Below are 17574 nucleotides of genomic sequence, written 5' to 3'. Positions count from 1 at the left end.
CCCTAGTCGACGCGCAGCCCGTGCGCGGCGGCGAAGGCGACGGCCGTGTCCAAGTCCACCCGCGCACCGCGCAGGGTGGCTTGGACGAGCCCGTCGGCGTCGACCCGCGCACCGCGCAGGTCGGCGCCCTCCAGCCGGCACCCCAGCAGCCGTGCGCCGGTCAGGTCGGCGTCACGGAGGTCCGCGTCGCGCAGGTCGGCGCCCTCCAGGTTCGCCTCCCGCATCCGCAACCCGCGCAGCGACGCCTTCGGCAGCACGGCCCCGCTCAGCCCGGCGAGCGTGAGATCGGTCTCCTTCAACAAGATCGGCCGCATCGCGCAGTCCACGAACACCGACCCGAGCCACGAGCACGACGTGAACGTGGTGGACCCCAGCACCGCCCGGGTGAACCGGCACGACCGGAACGCGGTGGCGTCGTGCGTGGACTCGCCCAGGTCGGTCCGGTCGAACGTGCACTCCGTGAACGTGCACCCGGACGTCGTCACCCCGCGCAGGTCCGCCTCGGTGAAGTCGCACCGGACGAACGACCGGCCTGCCAACTCCTCCCCGTACATGACCGCGTCGGAGTAGTCCTCACCCACGATGTCCCCGATGATGTCCACTGTCACACCTTGTCATCGTTCGCCAGTTGGTAACCTCCGACCTGCCGGGTAACCCCGCCCGGTGCGCGGTCCCGGTGTAGAGACCGCCGCTGACAGGTCGTCAGCCTGCCTGGTGGTCGTGCCCGAGGACTGAAGCCACAACATTCGGGAAGGCACATGACCCGCACGCCCGTGAACGTCACCGTCACCGGTGCGGCCGGCCAGATCGGCTACGCACTGCTGTTCCGCATCGCCTCCGGCCACCTGCTCGGCCCCGATGTCCCGGTCCGCCTGCGCCTGCTGGAGATCCCGCAGGCCGTGAAGGCCGCCGAGGGCACCGCGATGGAGTTGGACGACTGCGCGTTCCCGCTGCTGTCCGGCGTCGACATCACCGACGACGCCAAGACCGCCTTCGACGGCGTGAACGTGGCGCTGCTGGTGGGCGCCCGCCCGCGCACGAAGGGCATGGAGCGCGGCGACCTGCTGGAGGCCAACGGCGGCATCTTCAAGCCGCAGGGTGAGGCGATCAACGCGGGCGCGGCGGACGACGTGCGCGTGCTGGTGGTCGGCAACCCCGCGAACACCAACGCCCTGATCGCCCAGCAGCACGCGCCCGACGTGCCCGCCGAGCGGTTCACCGCGATGACCCGCCTCGACCACAACCGGGCGCTGGCGCAGCTGGCCAAGAAGCTCCGGGTGTCGGTCACCGACATCAAGAAGCTGACCATCTGGGGCAACCACTCGGCCACCCAGTACCCGGACCTGTTCCACGCCGAGGTCGACGGGCAGATCGCGGCCGAGGCCGTGAACGACCAGGCCTGGCTGGAGAACGAGTTCATCCCGACCGTGGCCAAGCGCGGCGCGGCGATCATCGAGGCGCGCGGTCTGTCCTCGGCGGCGTCGGCGGCGAACGCGGCGATCGACCACGTCTACGACTGGGTGAACGGCACCGCCGAGGGCGACTGGGTCTCCATGGCGATCCCGTCGGACGGCTCGTACGGCGTTCCGGAAGGCATCATCTCGTCGTTCCCGGTCACCGTGACCGACGGGAAGTACTCGATCGTGCAGGGCCTGGAGATCGACGACTTCTCCCGCGCCCGCATCGACGCCTCCGTGGCCGAGCTGGTCGAGGAGCGCGACGCGGTCAAGGCCCTCGGCCTGATCTGAGTCGCAGAGGTCTGAGTCACAAGGGTCGTACCCCACGAGAGGGCCGCCACGGGTGGCCCTCTCGTGGCATGTTGGGGGTCATGAACCAGTGGCCCGTGCCCACGCCAGACCTGCCCGCCGACGTCCACCCGGCGCTCGCCGCCACCGCGACCGCCGCGTCCCGCGCCTACGGTGAAGCCCGCCGCGAGTTCACCCGCGTGCAGCTGCGCGAGGAGGTCGCCGACGGCGCGGACGGCACGCCGACCATGCGGGTGGACGCGATCGTGGAGGCGGCGATCGCCGAGGCCGCCGCCGGAGTGGGCGCGAACCTCCTGTCCGAAGAGGCCGGTTTCCTCGACAACGGGTCCGCCGCGACCCTCGTGATCGACCCGGTGGACGGTTCCGCGAACGCCGCGCTCGGCGTGCCGCTGTCCTGTTTCGCGGGCGCCCTGGTGATCGACGACCAGCCGGTCGAAGCCCTCACCGTCTGGTTCGACACGGGCCGGGCGTGGTCGGCGCAGGCGGGTCGCCCCACGTCGTTCCGCACGACCGGCCGCACGAAGCTGAAGGGCGCGTCGGTGTGCATGATGCGGCCGAAGCGCGGCACCGAGGAAGCGTGGATGCGGGTGGCGAACGAGGCCGACCGGATCCGCGTGCTGTGCACGACGTGCCTGGAGGCGATGCTGGTCGCCGAGGGCTCGGTGGACGCGTTCGCCGACCCCGGCTCGGACACCCACCGGCTGATGGACCTGATCGCCGCCCTGGTGACCGTGCCCGCCGCCGGCGGAGCGCTGCTCGACCTGCACGGCCGGCCGCTGACCTTCGACCTGGACCTGTCCCGCCGGTGGTCGGGCATCGCCGCCGCCACGCCGGCGCTCGCCGACGAGTTGATCGGCACGATCCTCGGCTGACCGGACCGGGACCGCTCCCAGGTTGCCGTTTCGCTCACGCGGACCGGTACCACCGTGCCGTTTCCGCGATCGCCTTCTCGTGCGGTGTCACCGGGAACGGGCCGAAAGTCGCCTCGAACGCGGAATGGTCCACCACCCAGGGCCTGGTCCGCTGGTGGTCCATCTCCGCCGCGCCGCGCAACCGCTTGTCGAACACCGCGCTCGCGGTGACGGCGACCGACGGCAGCCTCAGCGGCTTGCGCGCGTTGCCGAGCACCCGCCCGGTCAGCGCGATGAAGTCCCGCACGGGCAACGTCTCGGCCGCCGGCGTGTGCCAGACCTTCCCGTCCGCCCGCTCGTCGTCACCCAGCACGATCTGCGCCCGCGCGGTGTCGGCGAGGTAGGCGAACGTGTGCGGCACGTCCAGCGGCCAGAACCACAGCCCGCCCTTGCCCCGCGTCATCGGCTTGATCACCAGCTCGCCGGGCAGCGACGACGTGCCGCCGGGGCCGTAGTAGTCCGAGGAACGACCGGTCGCCACCGGCACGGACGCCTGCCGCAGTCGCTTGCCGAGTTCGCCGCGCAGCTTCTCCTTCGGTCCTGCTGGCCGTTCCGGCGTGGCTTCGGTCAGCGGGCCGGACACCGGGCCGTACGCGTACAGGTTGTCCGCGAACACGATCTTCGCGCCCGCGGCCTCCGCTGCGGCGACGGCGTTGTCGACCACCGTCGGCAGCATGTCCGCCCAACTGCTGTACCGGACGTTGGCGGCCAGGTGGACCACCGACGCGCCCGCCACGGCCCTGAGCGTCGACGCCCGGTCCATCAGATCGCTGCGCACGTCCTGCGCGCCCTCCGGAACTCCACCCGAACGTGTGACAGCCCGGACCTCTCTCCCCGCCGCCACCAACTGCCGGGTGATCTCCCGACCGATACCCCGACCCGCTCCCAGCACGACCACCGTCACGACGCCCCCTCGTACCACTCTCTCACTATTGTTAGAAGTTCTAACACAAGTTAGGGTGCTTCTGTCAAGGAGGTGCGGGAAGTGGTCAACGTGCGGCGCGAGCGGTTCCGCGAGGAGACGAAGGTCGAGGCCAAGCGCATCGCGCTGGAGCAGCTGGCGGACCACGGGATCGCCGGGATCTCGGTCAACGCCATCGCCAAGCGCATGGGCGTGACGGGCCCCGCGCTCTACCGGTACTTCAAGGGGCGCGACGACCTGCTGCACGAGCTCGTCCGGGACGCGTGGCACGACCTGGCGGACACCGTGGAGGCGGCGGTCGCGGCGTCGGAGGGCGCGGACGTGCCGGATCGGACGCGTGCGTTCGGGGAGGGCTTCCGGTCGTGGGCCGTCGCCCAGCCCCACCGGTACCTGCTGCTGTTCGGCACACCGGTGCCCGGCTACCACGCGCCGGAAGACACGATCATGGCCGCGCACCGCACGATGAGCGCGTTCCTGAGCGTGCTGCCGAAGAGGACGCCGCCGCGGGAGGACGCCACGGCCGGGCTGGATGCCCAGCTCGTGGCATGGGCCGACTCACGCGGCGAGGGGTACGTGCCCCCCGCCGTGCTGCTCGCCGGCGTGCGCGGGTTCACCAGGCTGCACGGCGTGCTCAGCCTGGAGCTCTCCGGCCAGTTCGGACCGATGGGAATCGACCCGGCGCTGCTCTACCGCGCCGAGGTCGAGTCCTTGATCCTGGGTGAATCAGAGGTCCTGGGTTCGACCAGCGTGTCGGGGCCGGGGTAGACCAGCCCTTCGTGGCCGTCCGAGAACCGGACCAGGTACGGGGGCGCACCTTCCGAGCCGCGTACTTCCACGATCTCGCCGATCTTCTCGTCGAGACCCACCGTGCGGCTGTGGACGTGCAACCGGTCACCTACTGTCGCGTGCATCTGCAACACCTCCGGTGCCTCCCAGCGTAGGACGGTTCCGAAGGTACCGACAGCCTGGCATTTCCGCTCAGGAGCAGGCGTTGCTCAGCTTCGCCACGGTGTCCAGCTTCTCCTGCGCCCAAGCGGCGGCGTTGGCCGGGTTCAGGTCCTCCAGCGTCACGTTGCTCATCTTGTCCGAAACGCCGGTGATGGCGTCCTGGAGCGTGGTGTCGCCGGCCTTCGCGGCGAGGGCGTTCAGCTCCTCGGCCTTCTTCTGGGTCTCCTCGAGCGCCTTCTGAGGGTCGGTGCTGTCGGGGGTGAAGTTCGCGAGCTTGAGCGCCTCGATGCAGAGGGTCGCCTTGTCCGCGGCCTGACCGACCTGGTTGGCGGTGTCCGACGCCTGCTGCACGGCCTCGCAGCCGGTCGCAGCTCCGATGAGGCCCAGCGCCAGCATGATGGTGGCGAGCGGACGACCTGCGCGCATGGAGTGCTCCCGTTCGTTGACCGTTTCACCCGACTCTACCGACGCGCGTAGAGGCGCCGCACCACATCGTCGATCTCGGGTTCGACGACCACGAGGTCGTGCACTTCCGCGCGCGACGCCACCGCCGAGATGAGCGCCGCCGCAGTGGTGTCCGCACGGCGGAACGTGAGGTGGTGTCGCAATCCGTTCAGCTCGGTCCGCACCGAGGTGACGCCGGCCAGCAGGTCCAGCCCGGTGGCCGGTTTCTCCAGGTCGACCACCAGCACGCGGTCCGGCGCGACCTCGGCGCGCAGGTCGTCCAGCGGTCCGTCCGCCAGCACGGTGCCCCGGTCGATCACCACGAGGCGAGGGCAGAGGCGCTCGATGTCGTCCAGGTCGTGGGTGGTCAGCAAGAGCGTCGTGCCGCGCTGGGCGTTGAGATCGGCCAGGAACTCGCGCAGGCGTTCCTTGGATTCCAGGTCGAGCCCGATCGTCGGCTCGTCGAGGACCAGCAACTCGGGCCCGTGGAGCAGAGCCGCGGTGACCTCACCGCGCATCCGTTGGCCCAGGGAGAGCTGCCGGACCGGCGTGTCCAGGAACGGGCCGAGGTCGAGCAGGTCGACGCACTCCCGGAGCCGTGCTCCGTGGTCGCCTTCCGGCACCCGGTAGATCGCCCGGAGCAGGTCGAAGCTGTCCCGGAGCGGCAGGTCCCACCAGAGCTGGCTGCGCTGGCCGAAGACGACACCGATCCGCCGTGCCAGGTCGCGCCGAGCCCGTGACGGGTCCACACCGGACACCCGGACGTGCCCGGAGGTCGGCACCAGGATGCCGGTGAGCATCTTGATCGTGGTCGACTTGCCGGCGCCGTTCGGTCCGACGTACCCGACGGCTTCCCCCGGGGCGACGTCGAAACTCACCGCATCGACGGCCCGCACGATCCGCTTCTCCCGCCGGAAGCGGCCGACCTTCGTCGTCACGGTGAACTCACGACACAGGTCGCGCACCTCGATCATGATCCAGTCCCTCGGTAGTGTCGAACGGCCGTGCGCCAGACCAGCCCCGCGACGACCGCTGCGGCCACAGCGACCAGCGGTGAGATCCAGCTCAGGAAAGCGGGTCCGCCCAACGGGTCCGGGCGGTCGAGCAGGGCGAGGCTCGGGTAGTAGGCGACGAACGCGCCGGGGATGACGAACGCGAAGAACCGACGCAGCCACTTGTCGTACACGGTGGCGGGGTAGGAGGTGAACGCGTTGCTCCCGTAGGTGACCGTGTTGGCCAGCTCCTGCCCGTCGACCACCCAGAAGCAGACCGCGTTGGCCACGACCCAGAGGGCCGAGAAGATCACCGCACCGCTCAACGGCGCCACGACCACCAGCACCGCCGTGAACGGCGACCACGCGATCTCGTTGTGGCTCAACGCGTAGACGAGCGCCACCACACCGGCCACGATCCGGCCGACCTTCCGCAACTGGAGGTCGGAGGCCATCATCTGGCCGAGCGTGCCCAGCGGGCGCAGCAGCAGGACGTCGAACGTCCCGGTGCGGATGTAGGTCGGCAGCTCGTCCATCTGGCTGGCGACGAGGTCGGCGATCCCGAACGCGGTGCCCGCGAGCGCGTACATCAGCACGACCTCGTCGACCGAGAAGCCGCCGAGCCCGCTGACCCGGTTGAAGAGGACGAGGATGATCACCAGTTCGGTCAGCTGACCGAGGGCGTTGGCGACGCACTGGAGGACGAACGAGGCGCGGTAGGACATCTGGCCGCGCAGACGTGCGCCGACGAGCTTGCGGTAGACGCCCGCAGTCGGGTCAGCCACCTTGCACCACGACCTTGCGGACCGCCCGGTTCAACACCAGGTGCCCCGTCCCGAGGGCCGCCACGGCCCAGAGCGCCTGCACCGCGAGCAGCGGCCAAGGCGAACCGCGTTCGAGGAAGACGTCGATCGGCGCCTGCAACATGGCCGCGAACGGCGTGGACCACAGCACGGGGATCGCCCAGGAGGGGAAGAACGCGAGCGGCACGGCCAACCCGCTGAGCAGCCACACGAACCCGGTGTAGAGCGCTTGCACGCCCCGGTTGTCGAGGAGCCAGAACGTGGTGGCGTTCAACAGGAACCGCATTCCGAAACTGACGGCCACCGCGAGGACCACGCTCACCGCGAACAACGGCAGGGTGCGCGATTCGGGCCACCGAAAGGGGAAGAACAACGCGCCGAACGCGATCGGAGGCGCGAGCCGCACGAGGACCGCGTACCCGGCCCGTCCGAAGTCCTCGGCCAGCAACGCCATCTGGAGGTGCCAGGGCCGGTAGAGGTCGACCACGACGTCCCCGCTGCGAACGCGGTCGGAGAGCTCTTTGTCGCCCCAGAGCACGACGACGGCCATCAACCCCTGGCCGAGCCACACGTACGTGGCGGTGGCGGCGACGTCATAGCCGGCGATGGGCCCCTGCGCGACGGCCGCGACCAGCACGGCCATCCTGAGCAGCCCGAACACGACGTTGGTCGCCATCCCGGCGGCCATCGCCTGTCGATAGGTGGAGTACCTGCGGAAACCGGCCAGCGCAAGACGGGCGTAGGCGCGCACGTCTACAAACCCTAGGAACCGGCGCAAACGATTTATCACGCCCGCGCCGAACCGCCGGCGCGCCCGGTCGGAGCGGGCGCGCCGGGTCAGATCGAGCCGGAACGCGGACCCCACACCGCCAACCAGCGCTCCGCGCGTTCCCGCAGAGCACCATCCCGGACCAACGGCACCACCGGGTCCAATCCCCGCGCCACCGCCTTCAGGAACCGATCCGGCAAATCCGTCTCGGCCAACACATCGGCCATCAACGCGTCCGGATCGGCGGCCCACACGCCGACCGATCCCACCAGTCGAGCCCGCAAGGCGAACCGATCCGCCACGGCCCGAGCGCGCCGCACACCCGCCCGTTCGCCGCCGTGCGAAGCCGCGAGCGCCACCGCCGCCCAAGCCGCCCGATTCACCGCCGGCCGTTCCCCGTCGTAGACCCGACCCTGCGCCAAGACCCGGACCCACTCCCAGTCGTTGGCGTCGCCCGGTCCCGCGCCGTTGCCCGCGCCGTTGCCCGTGCCACCACTCGCGCCGCTCATCGCCGAGCCGCCAACACGCCATCGAGCAACCCGGGGAACAACGCGTCCAAGTCATCCCGCCGCAGTGAGCTGATCCGGGAAGTCCCCTGCGGCCGGACCCACACCACGCCCGCCTCCCGCAGCGTCCGCACGTGGTGCGTCAACGTCGAAGCCGTGACACCCAGGTCGAGCACCCCGCACGACAGCCCTTCCTCGGCGCGGGCCAACGCGCACACGATCTCCAGCCGCACAGGATCGGCCAACGCGTGCAGCACCGCCGCGATCCGGATCTCGTCCCGCTCCGGGTGCGCGAGCATGGTCGTCATGCCGCCCATACTACGAGATCGGTCGAACTTCGACGGCCGTCGTAGTACGGTGCCGATCGGACCATCACCCGATCGGGGGCGCATGTCGGGCCGCGCGTACCTGCTCACCGCCGGCGCGTTCGCCATCGGCACGAGCGCCTACATCGTGTCGGGCGTCCTCCCGGCCGTGAGCCGAGAACTGCACGTCTCCCACGCCACCGCCGGCCAGCTGCTGACCGCGTTCGCCATCGCCTACGCGATCTCCGCACCTCCGCTCGCCGCGCTCACCGGCCGCTGGGAACGCCGCACCTCCTGGTCACCGCCCTGGGCGTCTCCGCATTCGGCACTTGCTGGCCGCCATCGCGCCGAACCACCCGCTCCTCCTGGCCGCACGCGTCATCAGCGCGCTGGGCGCAGCCGTCTACACGCCCGCCGCGACGCTCGTGGCCACCGTCCTCGTCCCACCCGAACGCCGTGGCCGGGCCGTGGCCCTGGTGTTCGGCGGCCTCACGTTCTCGCTCGTCCTGGGCGTCCCGGCAGGCAACCTGCTCGGCGGACCCCTCGGCTACCAGGACGTGTTCGCGTTGATCGCGGCCGTCTCCGCACTAGCGGCGCTGGCGGTCCGGCGTTGGCTGCCCCGCGTCGAGGCGCCGCCGGTGGTCCGCCTCCGCGAGCGCTTCGCCCCCGCCGAGTCAGGACCCGCCGAACGCGCTGGTGGTCGTCATGCCGCTTTCGGAAGGCCTGGCCAAGCAGTGGAAGTAGGTCTCCTCGCCGTCCACGAACCCGACCGCGGTGAAGACCCAGTCCGAGGTGTTCACGGTCGGCCGCGTGTTGGCCTTCATCGCCTCCGCCGTGCAGACGCTCGCGACTTCAGGGGCCTTGACCAGGTCGTCGTTGTCGACCTTCGGGATGGGGCCGGACAGCCAACCGCCCGCGAACGCCTCCCAGAAGTGCTCTTCGGAGCAGTTGCCGACCCGGCGTGCCGTCGCGGCCTCGCCACCGTTCGACACGATGCCGCGGTAGCAGGTCGGTTCGTCGACGCAGTAGCCCGTCACGCACTCCTTGAGGTCCGGCGGAGGCAGCTTGGCTGCCGTGGTGGAGCCGGTCGTGGTGGACGCGGCCGTGGTGCTCGACCCGTCCGCGGCGCCGGGCTGCGCGCCGGTCGCGGCGTCGCTGTTCCTCGTCGCCCACCACCAGGTGCCGGTGGCCACGATCGTCGCCAGCACCGCGGCGACGATGACGAGCGCCCACGGCTTCTTGGTGGGCGGCCGGACGTAGCTCGACCCGTACTGCGGCTCGAACCGCTGCCCCTCGACCACGACCGGACCCGTCGGACCGGCCGGAACCACCGGGTCCGCCGCCATGGCCACCCGGCTCAACTCGTCCCGCAACCGCGCCGCGCTGGGTGTGCGGCGCGCGATATCGGGTTCGAGCGCCCGCACCAGCACGTCGTGCAACTCCCGCGGCACCCCGGCCACCGGCGGCACGGGGGACCGGAGCACGTCACCCAGGTGATCGAACGACTCGACCGGCCAGGGCACCGGCCGGGGAGGCTTGCCCGCGAGCAGGTCGTACAGCGTCGCGGCCAACGCGTAGACGTCCGCGGCCGGCGTCGGCTGGGCCATCGCGAACGCCTCGGGCGGCGCGTAGCTGGGGCTCAACGCGTCACGCGTGACCGTGCTGGAGCCCTCGGCGTCCAGCAGCGCCGCCAACCCGAAGTCCGCGAGCTTCACCGTGCCGTACCGGTCCAGCAGGATGTTGCCGGGTTTGATGTCCCGGTGCAGCACGCCTTCGGCGTGGGCGGTGGCCAGCGCGTCCGCCAGCTGCACGCCGATCTGCCGCACCCGGTCGGCCGACAGCGGCCCGTCCCGCCGGACGGCGTCTGCCAGCGACCCGCCCGTGCACAACTCCATGACGAGGTAGGGCGTGCCCTGCGGGGTGAAGTTGGCGTCGTGCACGGAGACGACGTGCGGGTGTCCGGACAGCCGTGCGGCGGCGTGCGCCTCGCGCAGGAACCGCCGGCGGTCGCGTTCGGTCTGCAAGACCCGGTTGTCGATCTTCACCGCGACGTCGCGGTTCAGCTGGACCTGGCGGGCGCGGTAGACCGTGGCGAATCCGCCTTGGCCCAGCGGCGTGAGATCGGAGAGTCCCGGCAACTGCACCCTGGGACTCTAGCTGTTGGCGGCGGCTGCTTTGGCGGCCTTCTTGAACGCGCGGACCTCGGCCAACGTCTCGGGGCTGGTGACGTCGGCGATGGAGCGGCGTGAGCCTTCCTCGCCGTAGGCCCCGGCGGCTTCACGCCAGCCCTCCGGCGTGACGCCGAGCTGCTTGCCCAGCAGCGCGACGAAGATGCGGGCTTTCTGGTCGCCGAAGCCGGGCAGTGCCTTGACCCGGCGGAACACTTCCTTGGCGTCCGGTTTGCCGGACTTCCAGATGTTCGCCGTCTTGCCCTTGTAGTTCTCCAGGACGTGCAACGCCAACGCGTGGACCCGGCGCGCCATCGAGGCCCCGTACCGGTGGATCGCGGGCGGCTGCACGCACAGCTCCACGAACTCGTCCACGTCCGTCCCGGCGATCTTGTCGATGCTGAACCCGTCCATCCGGTCCGCGATCTTCCGGGGGCCGGCGAAGGCGTGTTCCATCGGAAACTGCTGGTCCAGCAGGAGCCCCGTGAGCAGCGCGAAGTGGTCTTCGCTGAGCAGCTTGTCGGCCGCCGGGTCCCCGGTCAGGCGCAGCTTCTTCGGCATGCCGCCATCTTCCCACCCCACCCGCGCAACGCGCCCGGGATGCCCGGCCGGCTCACCTGTCGAACTCGGGGATCAGGTCGCCGATCAGGCGGAGGCTCTGCATGACGTCCTCGTGCTTCAGGCTGCCCACCTGGTGGAACGCCATCAAGCGGTCGATGCCGAGGTCGGCGTAGGTGCGCAGCTTCTTCCGGCAGGTCTCCGGGCTCCCGACGATCAGCGAGTCCTGCTCGTTCAGCGCCTCGAAGATCTCCTCCGGGTCCACGTCCTCGCCTTGCAGCACCCGCCCGATCACCACCTGGGCGCGGTTCGGGCCGGTGAACTTCGCGGCTTCCTCGCGGAGGAACTCGCCGGTCAGGCCACCGCCGGACGGGTCGATCATCAATTCCTGCTGGTGCCGCACGGTCTCCACGAAGGCGTCCGCGGCCTCGAAGAAGGTCAGGGCCTTGACCGTGTACCACGCCGCCGCGGCCACGGCGCCGTTGCGGACCGCCTGCTCGTCGGTCTCGGCGCAGTGCACGAACGTGAAGAAGGCGACCTGGTTGTTGACGTACGAACCCACCGGTGACGTGCACGCGTCGGCCGCCGCGCGGTAGAGCCCGACCATGCGGCGCACCCGCTCGATGGACTCCCAGATCGTCGTCCCCAGCACGCCGACCCCGCGCCGCCCCGCTTCTTCGAACGACGCCGGGCTCGCGGCGGCCTGCCAGAGCGGCGGGTGGGGCTGCTGGACGGGCTTGGGCACGATCGGCACGTCGTGGATCTCGAAGTCCTCGCTGGAGTGCGAGAACCGCTCCGACGTCCACATCCGCGGGATCATCTCGAACGCCTGCTGGGTCTGCCGGCGCGCTTCCGCCGGGTCGACCCCGAACAGCCGCCACTCCGGCGCGGTCGAGCGGGTGAGGCCGAACTCCAGCCTGCCGCCGCTGAGGTGGTCGAGCATGGCGGCGCGTTCGGCGACCCGGATCGGGTGGTTGAACCGCGCCGGCGCCAGCACCGCCGAGTGGCCGAGGCGGATGCGGGACGTCTGCTGCGAGATCGCCGCCAGCATCAACTCCGGCGCCGACGACAGGCTGAACTCGTCCGCGCCGTGGTGCTCGACCTGCCACCAACAGCCGTAGCCGAGCGAGTCCGCCAGCCTCGCCTGCTCCAGCGCCTCCGTGATGCGCGCGTGCTGGTGCCCTTCCTGCCACGGACGAGGGTCCTGGATCTCGTTGAAGACGTCGACCTTCATGCGCCCGCTCCTCCGCGCTGGATCCGCCGAACCTAACCCTCCGGCGGCGGAACGGACATGCGCCATTCGGCTGACCAGCGTCCAAGGCCCGAACGCCCGAAGCCCACAAGCCCGGAGCCCGAAGCTTCGACTACGGACGTACGATCGGCACGACCTGGGCGAGCAGCAGGCGCAACGCCTCGCGGTCCACCGTGGCCGGGTCCTCCGCCAGCCAGTCGCCGATCTCCTCGACGAACTGCGCCGGCGTCATCGGCGGCACCACGGTGTCCGCCGGTTCCTCGGTCGTCACCGCACCGGCCCGGCTCGGGTACACCAGCAGCGCGGTCCGGATGTCCAGCCACGGCAACAACTTCCGGTACGCGGCGAGGCTGCGCGGCATCCGCATGCCACCACCCCGGAACGGGTGCCCGTTGCGCCACACCGAGCCGTCGTCCTCGGCCTCGTAGTGCCCCGGCAGCCAGGCCTTCGACTCGATCAGCACGAGCCTGCGCCCGCACAGCACCGCGTGGTCGACGTCTGCGAACACCGAGCCCGGCCACGCCAACCCGTGGAAGATCCGCACGCCCGGCAACCGGGTCAGGTACTGGCTGAGCAGGTCGGCGGTGAGCCGTTCGCACGGGCGGTCGTCGGTGGTCCCGTGCACCACACCGGTGTCGTGGTCCGCTGTGAACGCCCGGTCCGCCCGGATCGCCGCCAGGTACCGCCGCACCAACCGGAACGCCGCCATCGCCGCCGCGGCGACCAGGAGGAGCCACACCCCCAGCACGAGCGGCGAGAAGTCGATCAGGAACACCGGCAGCAGGAGGAAGAACCACCCGAGCACGGCGGCCAACGCCGGCGCGTGCCCGGGACCGGCTGCGGGCACGTAACGCACCCGCTGGCCCACGTCGACCAGGTGCCACCACGCGATCGCGCCGAGGTCCACCACTGGCTTCGGAGGTACGAAGTCGGGGTCCTCGCCGAAGTTCCGCAACCGGCCCGTTCGGCCGGAGCGCGGCGGCCGGGTCGGTGACGTCGGCCGCGCGCCCGGTCGGGTGACGGTCCAACCCCGGTCGTAGTCCCGTCTTCGGGACGGGTCGCGGAGGGTGTCATATGCCTCTTGCAGCATCCGGAACGTGCCGGAAGACCCGCCCGCGTCGGGGTGCATGACCTTGGCCAGGGAGCGGTAAGCGGATTTGATCTCCGCCTCGGACGCGTAGCGACCGACCCCGAGGAGCTCGTAATAGTCGACCCCGCGCACGCGCAGACCTTAGCGGCCCTGTCTCCGCGTCCTCGGTCATGGTTAGTGTTGGGACAAGAGCCCGGTAGCGCAGTGGTTGTCGCGCCCTCCTGCTCGGAGGGAGGACGCCGGTTCGAATCCGGCCCGGCTCGGGACCATGTAGCGCAGTGGTTGACGCGCCCTCCTGCGTGGAGGGAGTACGCCGGTTCGAGTCCGGCCTGGTCCGCTCGGTGTGAGGATGGCGCGCATGGGAACGCTGGAGCGGTTGCGGGAGCTGTGCCTGGGGTTGCCGGAGGCGACCGAACGGCCCAGTCACGGTGAGCCGGCGTGGTTCGTGCGCGACAAGAAGCTGTTCGTCATGTTCGCCGACCACCACCACGACGACCGGCTCGCGTTCTGGTGCGCGGCGCCGCTTGGTGTGCAGGAGGCGTTGGTCGGCAGCGAACCCGAGCGGTACTTCCGGCCGCCCTACGTCGGGCACCGGGGCTGGCTCGGCGTCTACCTCGACGTGGACGTCGACTGGGACGCCGTCGCCGAGGTCGTCCGGGACGCCTACCGCCAGGTCGCACCGAAACGACTCGCCGCCCAGTTGGACCAGCGCCCCAGTCGGATCAGCGGCCAGTCGGACTAACGCCGGGTCTCAGCCGGTCCGAGTTGCCGGCTCCGGACGACCGGCGCAGGCTCGGGCCATGGCGATTTGCGACGTCTGCGGCAACGACTACTGGATGGCTTTCGAGGTCCGCACGACCGGCGGTGGCGTGTACACGTTCGACAGCTTCGAGTGCGCGATCCAGCGTCTCGCACCGCGCTGCGAGCACTGCGACTGCCGCATCCTCGGCCACGGCGTCGAGGTGGAGGGCCGGTTCTTCTGCTGCGCCCACTGCGCGCGCAGCGCGGTCAGCCTCGGCGCGGAGATCAAGGACACCGTCGGCGCCCACCCGGGCTGAAGGCCGACCCGGGACTAGCCGCAGTCCAGCACCAGCCGGCCGTTGACGAACACCGGCTGGAGGTCGCCGCGCGCGTCCACGCTCTTCGTGTCGTGCGGCAGCACCTCTTCGATCGCGCTGAACGCGAGGATGTCCGACACGCCGTAACGGCCGCGCAGCGCGCGCTGACCGGGGAACCTCAACGCCCGTCCCTCCCGCCGGTCCCGGTGCGCCAACGCGGCCCTCAGCGCACCCCTGGCGAGCGGTTCCGGCCCGGCGAGCCGTTGCAGGCTGCCGTTGTGCACGGCCACGCCGTAACCGCGCTCGATCAGCGTCGACACGGTGTTGTCCGACGGGTCCTCGGTGAGCCGGAACGACATCGCGTGCCGGCCTTCGACCGCGTGCACGCACACGACCTGGGCGTGGAACAGCAGTGACTCGTAGAGCGCCACCGCTGTGGTGTCGGCGGTCGCCCGGTCCTCATGACCGGCGTTCAAGCCGAGCCAGGTGGTCATCCGGCCGCCTCGACGACGTTGTCGTGCGCGTGTCGTGCCACGAAGTCCTCCTCGACGCGGATCGGCGCGGGACGGGGATCTCGTGGAGGCTAGTCCGATCGGGTGATGGAGTGGTAGCCGCCGAATGGCCGTGATCTGAAATCTAGATCGGCAGCAGGTCGAAGGTCTCCAGGAACGGCAGCGCGCCGGCCTGCTGGAGCGCGGCGGCGGACAGCCAGACGCTGAGGATCGTGATCAGCGGGCCGACGATCGCCATCTCGACCTTGCCGCCGGTCTTCATCCGCATGATCTTCGGTGGCGCGACGGGGTACCAGGTCTTGCCCATCAGGGGGATCGGCCACAGGATCGGGCAGCCCTGTTCGGTGATCGCGTCGCCCAGGTAGTGCGCCACGCAGCCCACGCCGACCGCCACCCCGCACGCCGCCGCGCTGGCCGGGGTCTGCGCGGTCCACGCCACGCAGGCCACCGTGATGGCGGCCGAGACACCCGTGATGAGCAGGGCGTCCCGTTGCGGGCACCAGTCGTTCATGATCCCGCGCACGGCCAGGCCGGCGAACACGAACATCAGCACGGGCAGCGCCCACTTCTGCGACTGCTGCACCACGGCCGTCGTGCCGACCGCGGCGGCCAGGGCGAACGCCAACGTGTGGGTGAGGCCGCGGTGGCCGCCGTCCCGGTTCGAGTCCTTGCGGGTGCGGGTGGTGCGGTAGACGAACGAGCTGATCGTGTTGATCAGGGTCGACGCACCCGCGCTGACCGGCCCGAACGTGCGCGAGACGGTGGACGACGGGTGGTCCAGGTCGGGCAGCAGGGCGGCGCCGGTGGCGAGCACCGCGCCGACCGCCCAGCTCTGCGGGGTGAGTTGGCCGATGGGGTGGTTCTCCGCGATCGCGGTCACCGCCGCCCAGGCCAGCAGTCCACTCATGGCGTGGGTCGGACCCATCGACAAAGCTGCCCCCTTGATCACTCTTCCGGGGGAGGTTAGCGAACGCGCCGCGTCCGGCGGTGGTGATTCGGCGAACGGGTGTTCGAGTGTCGCCGGGTGGCGGTCCCCGTGCGGCGGACCGGCGGGGCGGCTGGTTGTATTGGCCCCGAGAACACCCGTGCCACCTCGTCCGCGGCGTCCCCGCCGGTGTGACGCCGTTCCCTTTTTCAGCCGAGGTGGACGCAAGCAACCCGACATAGCAGTACGCTTGTCTTGCTTGCATTGTCGCGAGAGGAGCGCCCTGAGTATGGGCAAGATCAAGGTTCAGGGGACCGTCGTCGAACTCGATGGCGACGAGATGACCCGGATCATCTGGCAGTTCATCAAGGACAAGCTGATCCACCCGTACCTGGACGTCGACCTTGAGTACTACGACCTGGGCATCGAGCACCGGGACGCGACCGACGACCAGGTCACCATCGACGCCGCCAACGCCATCAAGAAGCACGGCGTCGGCGTGAAGTGCGCCACCATCACGCCCGACGAGGCGCGGGTGGAGGAGTTCGGCCTGAAGAAGATGTGGGTCTCGCCGAACGGCACGATCCGCAACATCCTCGGCGGCGTGGTGTTCCGCGAGCCGATCATCATCTCGAACATCCCGCGGCTGGTGCCGGGCTGGACGAAGCCGATCATCATCGGCCGTCACGCCCACGGCGACCAGTACAAGGCGACCAACTTCAAGGTCCCCGGCGCGGGCGAGCTGACGATCACGTTCACGCCGCAGGACGGCTCCGAGCCGATCAAGCACGTGGTGGCCAACTACGGCCCCGACGGCGGCGTGGCGATGGGCATGTACAACTTCAACAAGTCCATCGAGGACTTCGCGCGTGCCTCGTTCTCGTACGGGTTGCAGCGCAACTACCCGGTGTACATGTCGACCAAGAACACCATCCTCAAGGCGTACGACGGTGCGTTCAAGGACATCTTCCAGAAGGTGTTCGAGGAGGAGTTCAAGGCGCAGTTCGACGCGGCCGGCCTCACCTACGAGCACCGGCTGATCGACGACATGGTCGCCGCCGCCATGAAGTGGGAGGGCGGCTACGTCTGGGCGTGCAAGAACTACGACGGTGACGTGCAGTCCGACACGGTCGCGCAGGGCTTCGGCTCGCTGGGCCTGATGACGTCGGTGCTGATGACGCCGGACGGCAAGACGGTCGAGGCGGAGGCCGCGCACGGCACGGTGACCCGGCACTACCGGCAGCACCAGGCCGGCAAGCCGACGTCCACCAACCCGATCGCGTCGATCTTCGCGTGGACCGGTGGCCTGAAGCACCGCGGCAAGCTGGACGGCACGCCGGAGGTGACGGGCTTCGCGGAGACGCTGGAGCAGGTCATCGTGCAGACCGTCGAGAGCGGCCGGATGACCAAGGACCTGGCCGTGCTCGTCGGCCCGGACCAGGACTGGCTGACCACCGAGGACTTCCTCGGCACGCTGGACGAGAACCTCCAGAAGAAGATGGCCGGCTGAGGCTCGCTCATCGCCTGATCCCTTCCGGGATTCCATCAGGGGACCGCTTCCGGGCTTCCGGGGCGGTCCCCTGATGCGTCTCCGTAGCCGGCTCACCCGTCCGGTTTCCCGGTCGGGTGGATTCCGCCCCAGGAG

At 70.3% G+C, this 17574-nt stretch carries 21 protein-coding genes, 2 tRNA genes and 1 pseudogene; 9 read left to right on the top strand and 15 right to left on the bottom strand.

Annotation, left to right across the window (positions count from 1 at the left end; translation table 11 throughout):
- Nucleotides 1-2 precede the first annotated feature (2 nt).
- Nucleotides 3-554, bottom strand: coding sequence for a pentapeptide repeat-containing protein (locus ACRAKI_RS33090; RefSeq protein ID WP_447008587.1), 552 nt, complete (start codon nt 552-554; stop codon nt 3-5).
- A gap of 204 nt (nt 555-758) precedes the next feature.
- Between ACRAKI_RS33090 and ACRAKI_RS33085 the strand changes: the two genes are divergently transcribed.
- Together ACRAKI_RS33085 and ACRAKI_RS33080 are read left to right on the top strand one after the other, a co-directional pair.
- Entirely contained in the window at nt 759-1748 is a 990-nt protein-coding gene (locus ACRAKI_RS33085) for a malate dehydrogenase (RefSeq protein WP_447004410.1), read from the top strand.
- An 80-nt stretch (nt 1749-1828) separates the two neighbouring features.
- Nucleotides 1829-2638 carry an inositol monophosphatase family protein gene (locus ACRAKI_RS33080; protein WP_447004409.1) on the top strand — a complete coding sequence of 270 codons (810 nt, stop codon included), beginning with the start codon at nt 1829-1831 and terminating at the stop codon, nt 2636-2638.
- Nucleotides 2639-2672: 34 nt separating this feature from the next.
- On the opposite strand, the gene ACRAKI_RS33075 is transcribed toward ACRAKI_RS33080, so the two are convergent.
- Entirely contained in the window at nt 2673-3581 is a 909-nt protein-coding gene (locus ACRAKI_RS33075) for an NAD(P)H-binding protein (RefSeq protein ID WP_447004408.1), read from the bottom strand.
- 72 nt (nt 3582-3653) lie between these two features.
- On the opposite strand from ACRAKI_RS33075, the gene ACRAKI_RS33070 reads away from it, so the two are divergent.
- On the top strand, nt 3654-4364 hold the full coding sequence (locus ACRAKI_RS33070; RefSeq protein ID WP_447004407.1) for a TetR/AcrR family transcriptional regulator: 711 nt from the start codon (nt 3654-3656) through the stop codon (nt 4362-4364).
- Here the strand turns inward: ACRAKI_RS33070 and ACRAKI_RS33065 are convergent.
- The 7 genes from ACRAKI_RS33065 to ACRAKI_RS33035 form a co-directional block, all read right to left on the bottom strand.
- Nucleotides 4286-4510 carry a DUF1918 domain-containing protein gene (locus ACRAKI_RS33065; protein ID WP_447004406.1) on the bottom strand — a complete coding sequence of 75 codons (225 nt, stop codon included), beginning with the start codon at nt 4508-4510 and terminating at the stop codon, nt 4286-4288. The genes ACRAKI_RS33070 and ACRAKI_RS33065 overlap by 79 nt on opposite strands.
- Before the next feature lie 67 nt (nt 4511-4577).
- Nucleotides 4578-4973: a bacteriophage spanin2 family protein gene (locus tag ACRAKI_RS33060; RefSeq protein ID WP_447004405.1), complete on the bottom strand. Its 396-nt coding sequence runs from the start codon at nt 4971-4973 to the stop codon at nt 4578-4580.
- Nucleotides 4974-5008: 35 nt separating this feature from the next.
- The gene (locus ACRAKI_RS33055) at nt 5009-5965 is read right to left on the bottom strand and encodes an ABC transporter ATP-binding protein (RefSeq protein ID WP_447004404.1); all 957 of its coding nucleotides are present in this window, start codon (nt 5963-5965) and stop codon (nt 5009-5011) included.
- Complete coding sequence (locus tag ACRAKI_RS33050) at nt 5962-6768, bottom strand: ABC transporter permease (RefSeq protein WP_447004403.1); 807 nt, start codon at nt 6766-6768, stop codon at nt 5962-5964. The genes ACRAKI_RS33055 and ACRAKI_RS33050 overlap by 4 nt, the downstream gene beginning before the upstream one ends.
- On the bottom strand, nt 6761-7537 hold the full coding sequence (locus ACRAKI_RS33045) for an ABC transporter permease (protein WP_447004402.1): 777 nt from the start codon (nt 7535-7537) through the stop codon (nt 6761-6763). Before ACRAKI_RS33045 ends, ACRAKI_RS33050 begins: the two co-directional genes overlap by 8 nt.
- An 86-nt stretch (nt 7538-7623) precedes the next feature.
- Nucleotides 7624-8064: a hypothetical protein gene (locus ACRAKI_RS33040; protein WP_447004401.1), complete on the bottom strand. Its 441-nt coding sequence runs from the start codon at nt 8062-8064 to the stop codon at nt 7624-7626.
- Nucleotides 8061-8378, bottom strand: coding sequence for an ArsR/SmtB family transcription factor (locus tag ACRAKI_RS33035; RefSeq protein ID WP_447004400.1), 318 nt, complete (start codon nt 8376-8378; stop codon nt 8061-8063). Before ACRAKI_RS33035 ends, ACRAKI_RS33040 begins: the two co-directional genes overlap by 4 nt.
- Before the next feature lie 73 nt (nt 8379-8451).
- Between ACRAKI_RS33035 and ACRAKI_RS33030 the strand changes: the two are divergent.
- Nucleotides 8452-9037: pseudogene (locus ACRAKI_RS33030) on the top strand (MFS transporter); the annotation flags it as partial.
- A 3-nt stretch (nt 9038-9040) separates the two neighbouring features.
- Here ACRAKI_RS33030 and ACRAKI_RS33025 read toward each other — a convergent pair.
- From ACRAKI_RS33025 to ACRAKI_RS33010, 4 genes are all read right to left on the bottom strand, one after another.
- A complete protein-coding gene (locus tag ACRAKI_RS33025; RefSeq protein WP_447004399.1) occupies nt 9041-10510 on the bottom strand; it encodes a serine/threonine-protein kinase in 1470 nt (489 codons plus the stop codon).
- A 9-nt stretch (nt 10511-10519) separates the two neighbouring features.
- Nucleotides 10520-11095, bottom strand: a complete 576-nt coding sequence (locus ACRAKI_RS33020) for an HhH-GPD-type base excision DNA repair protein (RefSeq protein WP_447004398.1) — start codon at nt 11093-11095, stop codon at nt 10520-10522.
- A 52-nt stretch (nt 11096-11147) separates the two neighbouring features.
- Entirely contained in the window at nt 11148-12326 is a 1179-nt protein-coding gene (locus tag ACRAKI_RS33015) for an LLM class flavin-dependent oxidoreductase (RefSeq protein ID WP_447004397.1), read from the bottom strand.
- 130 nt (nt 12327-12456) lie between these two features.
- Nucleotides 12457-13566, bottom strand: a complete 1110-nt coding sequence (locus ACRAKI_RS33010) for a J domain-containing protein (protein ID WP_447004396.1) — start codon at nt 13564-13566, stop codon at nt 12457-12459.
- Between the two features lie 57 nt (nt 13567-13623).
- Between ACRAKI_RS33010 and ACRAKI_RS33005 the strand changes: the two genes are divergently transcribed.
- From ACRAKI_RS33005 to ACRAKI_RS32990, 4 genes are all read left to right on the top strand, one after another.
- A tRNA-Ser gene (locus tag ACRAKI_RS33005) sits at nt 13624-13697 on the top strand.
- A tRNA-Arg gene (locus ACRAKI_RS33000) sits at nt 13698-13771 on the top strand. It begins immediately after the preceding tRNA gene.
- A 21-nt stretch (nt 13772-13792) separates the two neighbouring features.
- Nucleotides 13793-14176: an MmcQ/YjbR family DNA-binding protein gene (locus ACRAKI_RS32995; RefSeq protein WP_447004395.1), complete on the top strand. Its 384-nt coding sequence runs from the start codon at nt 13793-13795 to the stop codon at nt 14174-14176.
- 58 nt (nt 14177-14234) lie between these two features.
- Nucleotides 14235-14492, top strand: a complete 258-nt coding sequence (locus tag ACRAKI_RS32990; protein ID WP_447004394.1) for a Prokaryotic metallothionein — start codon at nt 14235-14237, stop codon at nt 14490-14492.
- A gap of 14 nt (nt 14493-14506) precedes the next feature.
- On the opposite strand, the gene ACRAKI_RS32985 is transcribed toward ACRAKI_RS32990, so the two are convergent.
- Nucleotides 14507-14986 carry a hypothetical protein gene (locus ACRAKI_RS32985; protein ID WP_447004393.1) on the bottom strand — a complete coding sequence of 160 codons (480 nt, stop codon included), beginning with the start codon at nt 14984-14986 and terminating at the stop codon, nt 14507-14509.
- Nucleotides 14987-15128: 142 nt separating this feature from the next.
- Nucleotides 15129-15935 carry a metal-dependent hydrolase gene (locus ACRAKI_RS32980; RefSeq protein WP_447004392.1) on the bottom strand — a complete coding sequence of 269 codons (807 nt, stop codon included), beginning with the start codon at nt 15933-15935 and terminating at the stop codon, nt 15129-15131.
- A 283-nt stretch (nt 15936-16218) separates the two neighbouring features.
- On the opposite strand from ACRAKI_RS32980, the gene ACRAKI_RS32975 reads away from it, so the two are divergent.
- Nucleotides 16219-17439 carry an NADP-dependent isocitrate dehydrogenase gene (locus tag ACRAKI_RS32975; protein ID WP_447004391.1) on the top strand — a complete coding sequence of 407 codons (1221 nt, stop codon included), beginning with the start codon at nt 16219-16221 and terminating at the stop codon, nt 17437-17439.
- Nucleotides 17440-17574 lie beyond the last annotated feature (135 nt).

The sequence above is a fragment of the Saccharothrix isguenensis genome (assembly GCF_052936305.1).
Note: the sequence above shows the minus strand (reverse complement) of the source record. Positions and strands in the feature narration are given on the sequence as shown.

What these genes read in the sequence shown, in the direction of transcription:
- ACRAKI_RS33090 (WP_447008587.1), bottom strand. Translation starts at nt 554, where the DNA reads ATGTACGGGGAGGAGTTGGCAGGCCGGTCGTTCGTCCGGTGCGACTTC.
- ACRAKI_RS33085 (WP_447004410.1), top strand. Translation starts at nt 759, where the DNA reads ATGACCCGCACGCCCGTGAACGTCACCGTCACCGGTGCGGCCGGCCAG.
- ACRAKI_RS33080 (WP_447004409.1), top strand. Translation starts at nt 1,829, where the DNA reads ATGAACCAGTGGCCCGTGCCCACGCCAGACCTGCCCGCCGACGTCCAC.
- ACRAKI_RS33065 (WP_447004406.1), bottom strand. Translation starts at nt 4,510, where the DNA reads ATGCACGCGACAGTAGGTGACCGGTTGCACGTCCACAGCCGCACGGTG.
- ACRAKI_RS33060 (WP_447004405.1), bottom strand. Translation starts at nt 4,973, where the DNA reads ATGCGCGCAGGTCGTCCGCTCGCCACCATCATGCTGGCGCTGGGCCTC.
- ACRAKI_RS33055 (WP_447004404.1), bottom strand. Translation starts at nt 5,965, where the DNA reads ATGATCGAGGTGCGCGACCTGTGTCGTGAGTTCACCGTGACGACGAAG.
- ACRAKI_RS33040 (WP_447004401.1), bottom strand. Translation starts at nt 8,064, where the DNA reads ATGAGCGGCGCGAGTGGTGGCACGGGCAACGGCGCGGGCAACGGCGCG.
- ACRAKI_RS33035 (WP_447004400.1), bottom strand. Translation starts at nt 8,378, where the DNA reads ATGGGCGGCATGACGACCATGCTCGCGCACCCGGAGCGGGACGAGATC.
- ACRAKI_RS33020 (WP_447004398.1), bottom strand. Translation starts at nt 11,095, where the DNA reads ATGCCGAAGAAGCTGCGCCTGACCGGGGACCCGGCGGCCGACAAGCTG.
- ACRAKI_RS33015 (WP_447004397.1), bottom strand. Translation starts at nt 12,326, where the DNA reads ATGAAGGTCGACGTCTTCAACGAGATCCAGGACCCTCGTCCGTGGCAG.
- ACRAKI_RS32995 (WP_447004395.1), top strand. Translation starts at nt 13,793, where the DNA reads ATGGGAACGCTGGAGCGGTTGCGGGAGCTGTGCCTGGGGTTGCCGGAG.
- ACRAKI_RS32990 (WP_447004394.1), top strand. Translation starts at nt 14,235, where the DNA reads ATGGCGATTTGCGACGTCTGCGGCAACGACTACTGGATGGCTTTCGAG.
- ACRAKI_RS32985 (WP_447004393.1), bottom strand. Translation starts at nt 14,986, where the DNA reads ATGACCACCTGGCTCGGCTTGAACGCCGGTCATGAGGACCGGGCGACC.
- ACRAKI_RS32975 (WP_447004391.1), top strand. Translation starts at nt 16,219, where the DNA reads ATGGGCAAGATCAAGGTTCAGGGGACCGTCGTCGAACTCGATGGCGAC.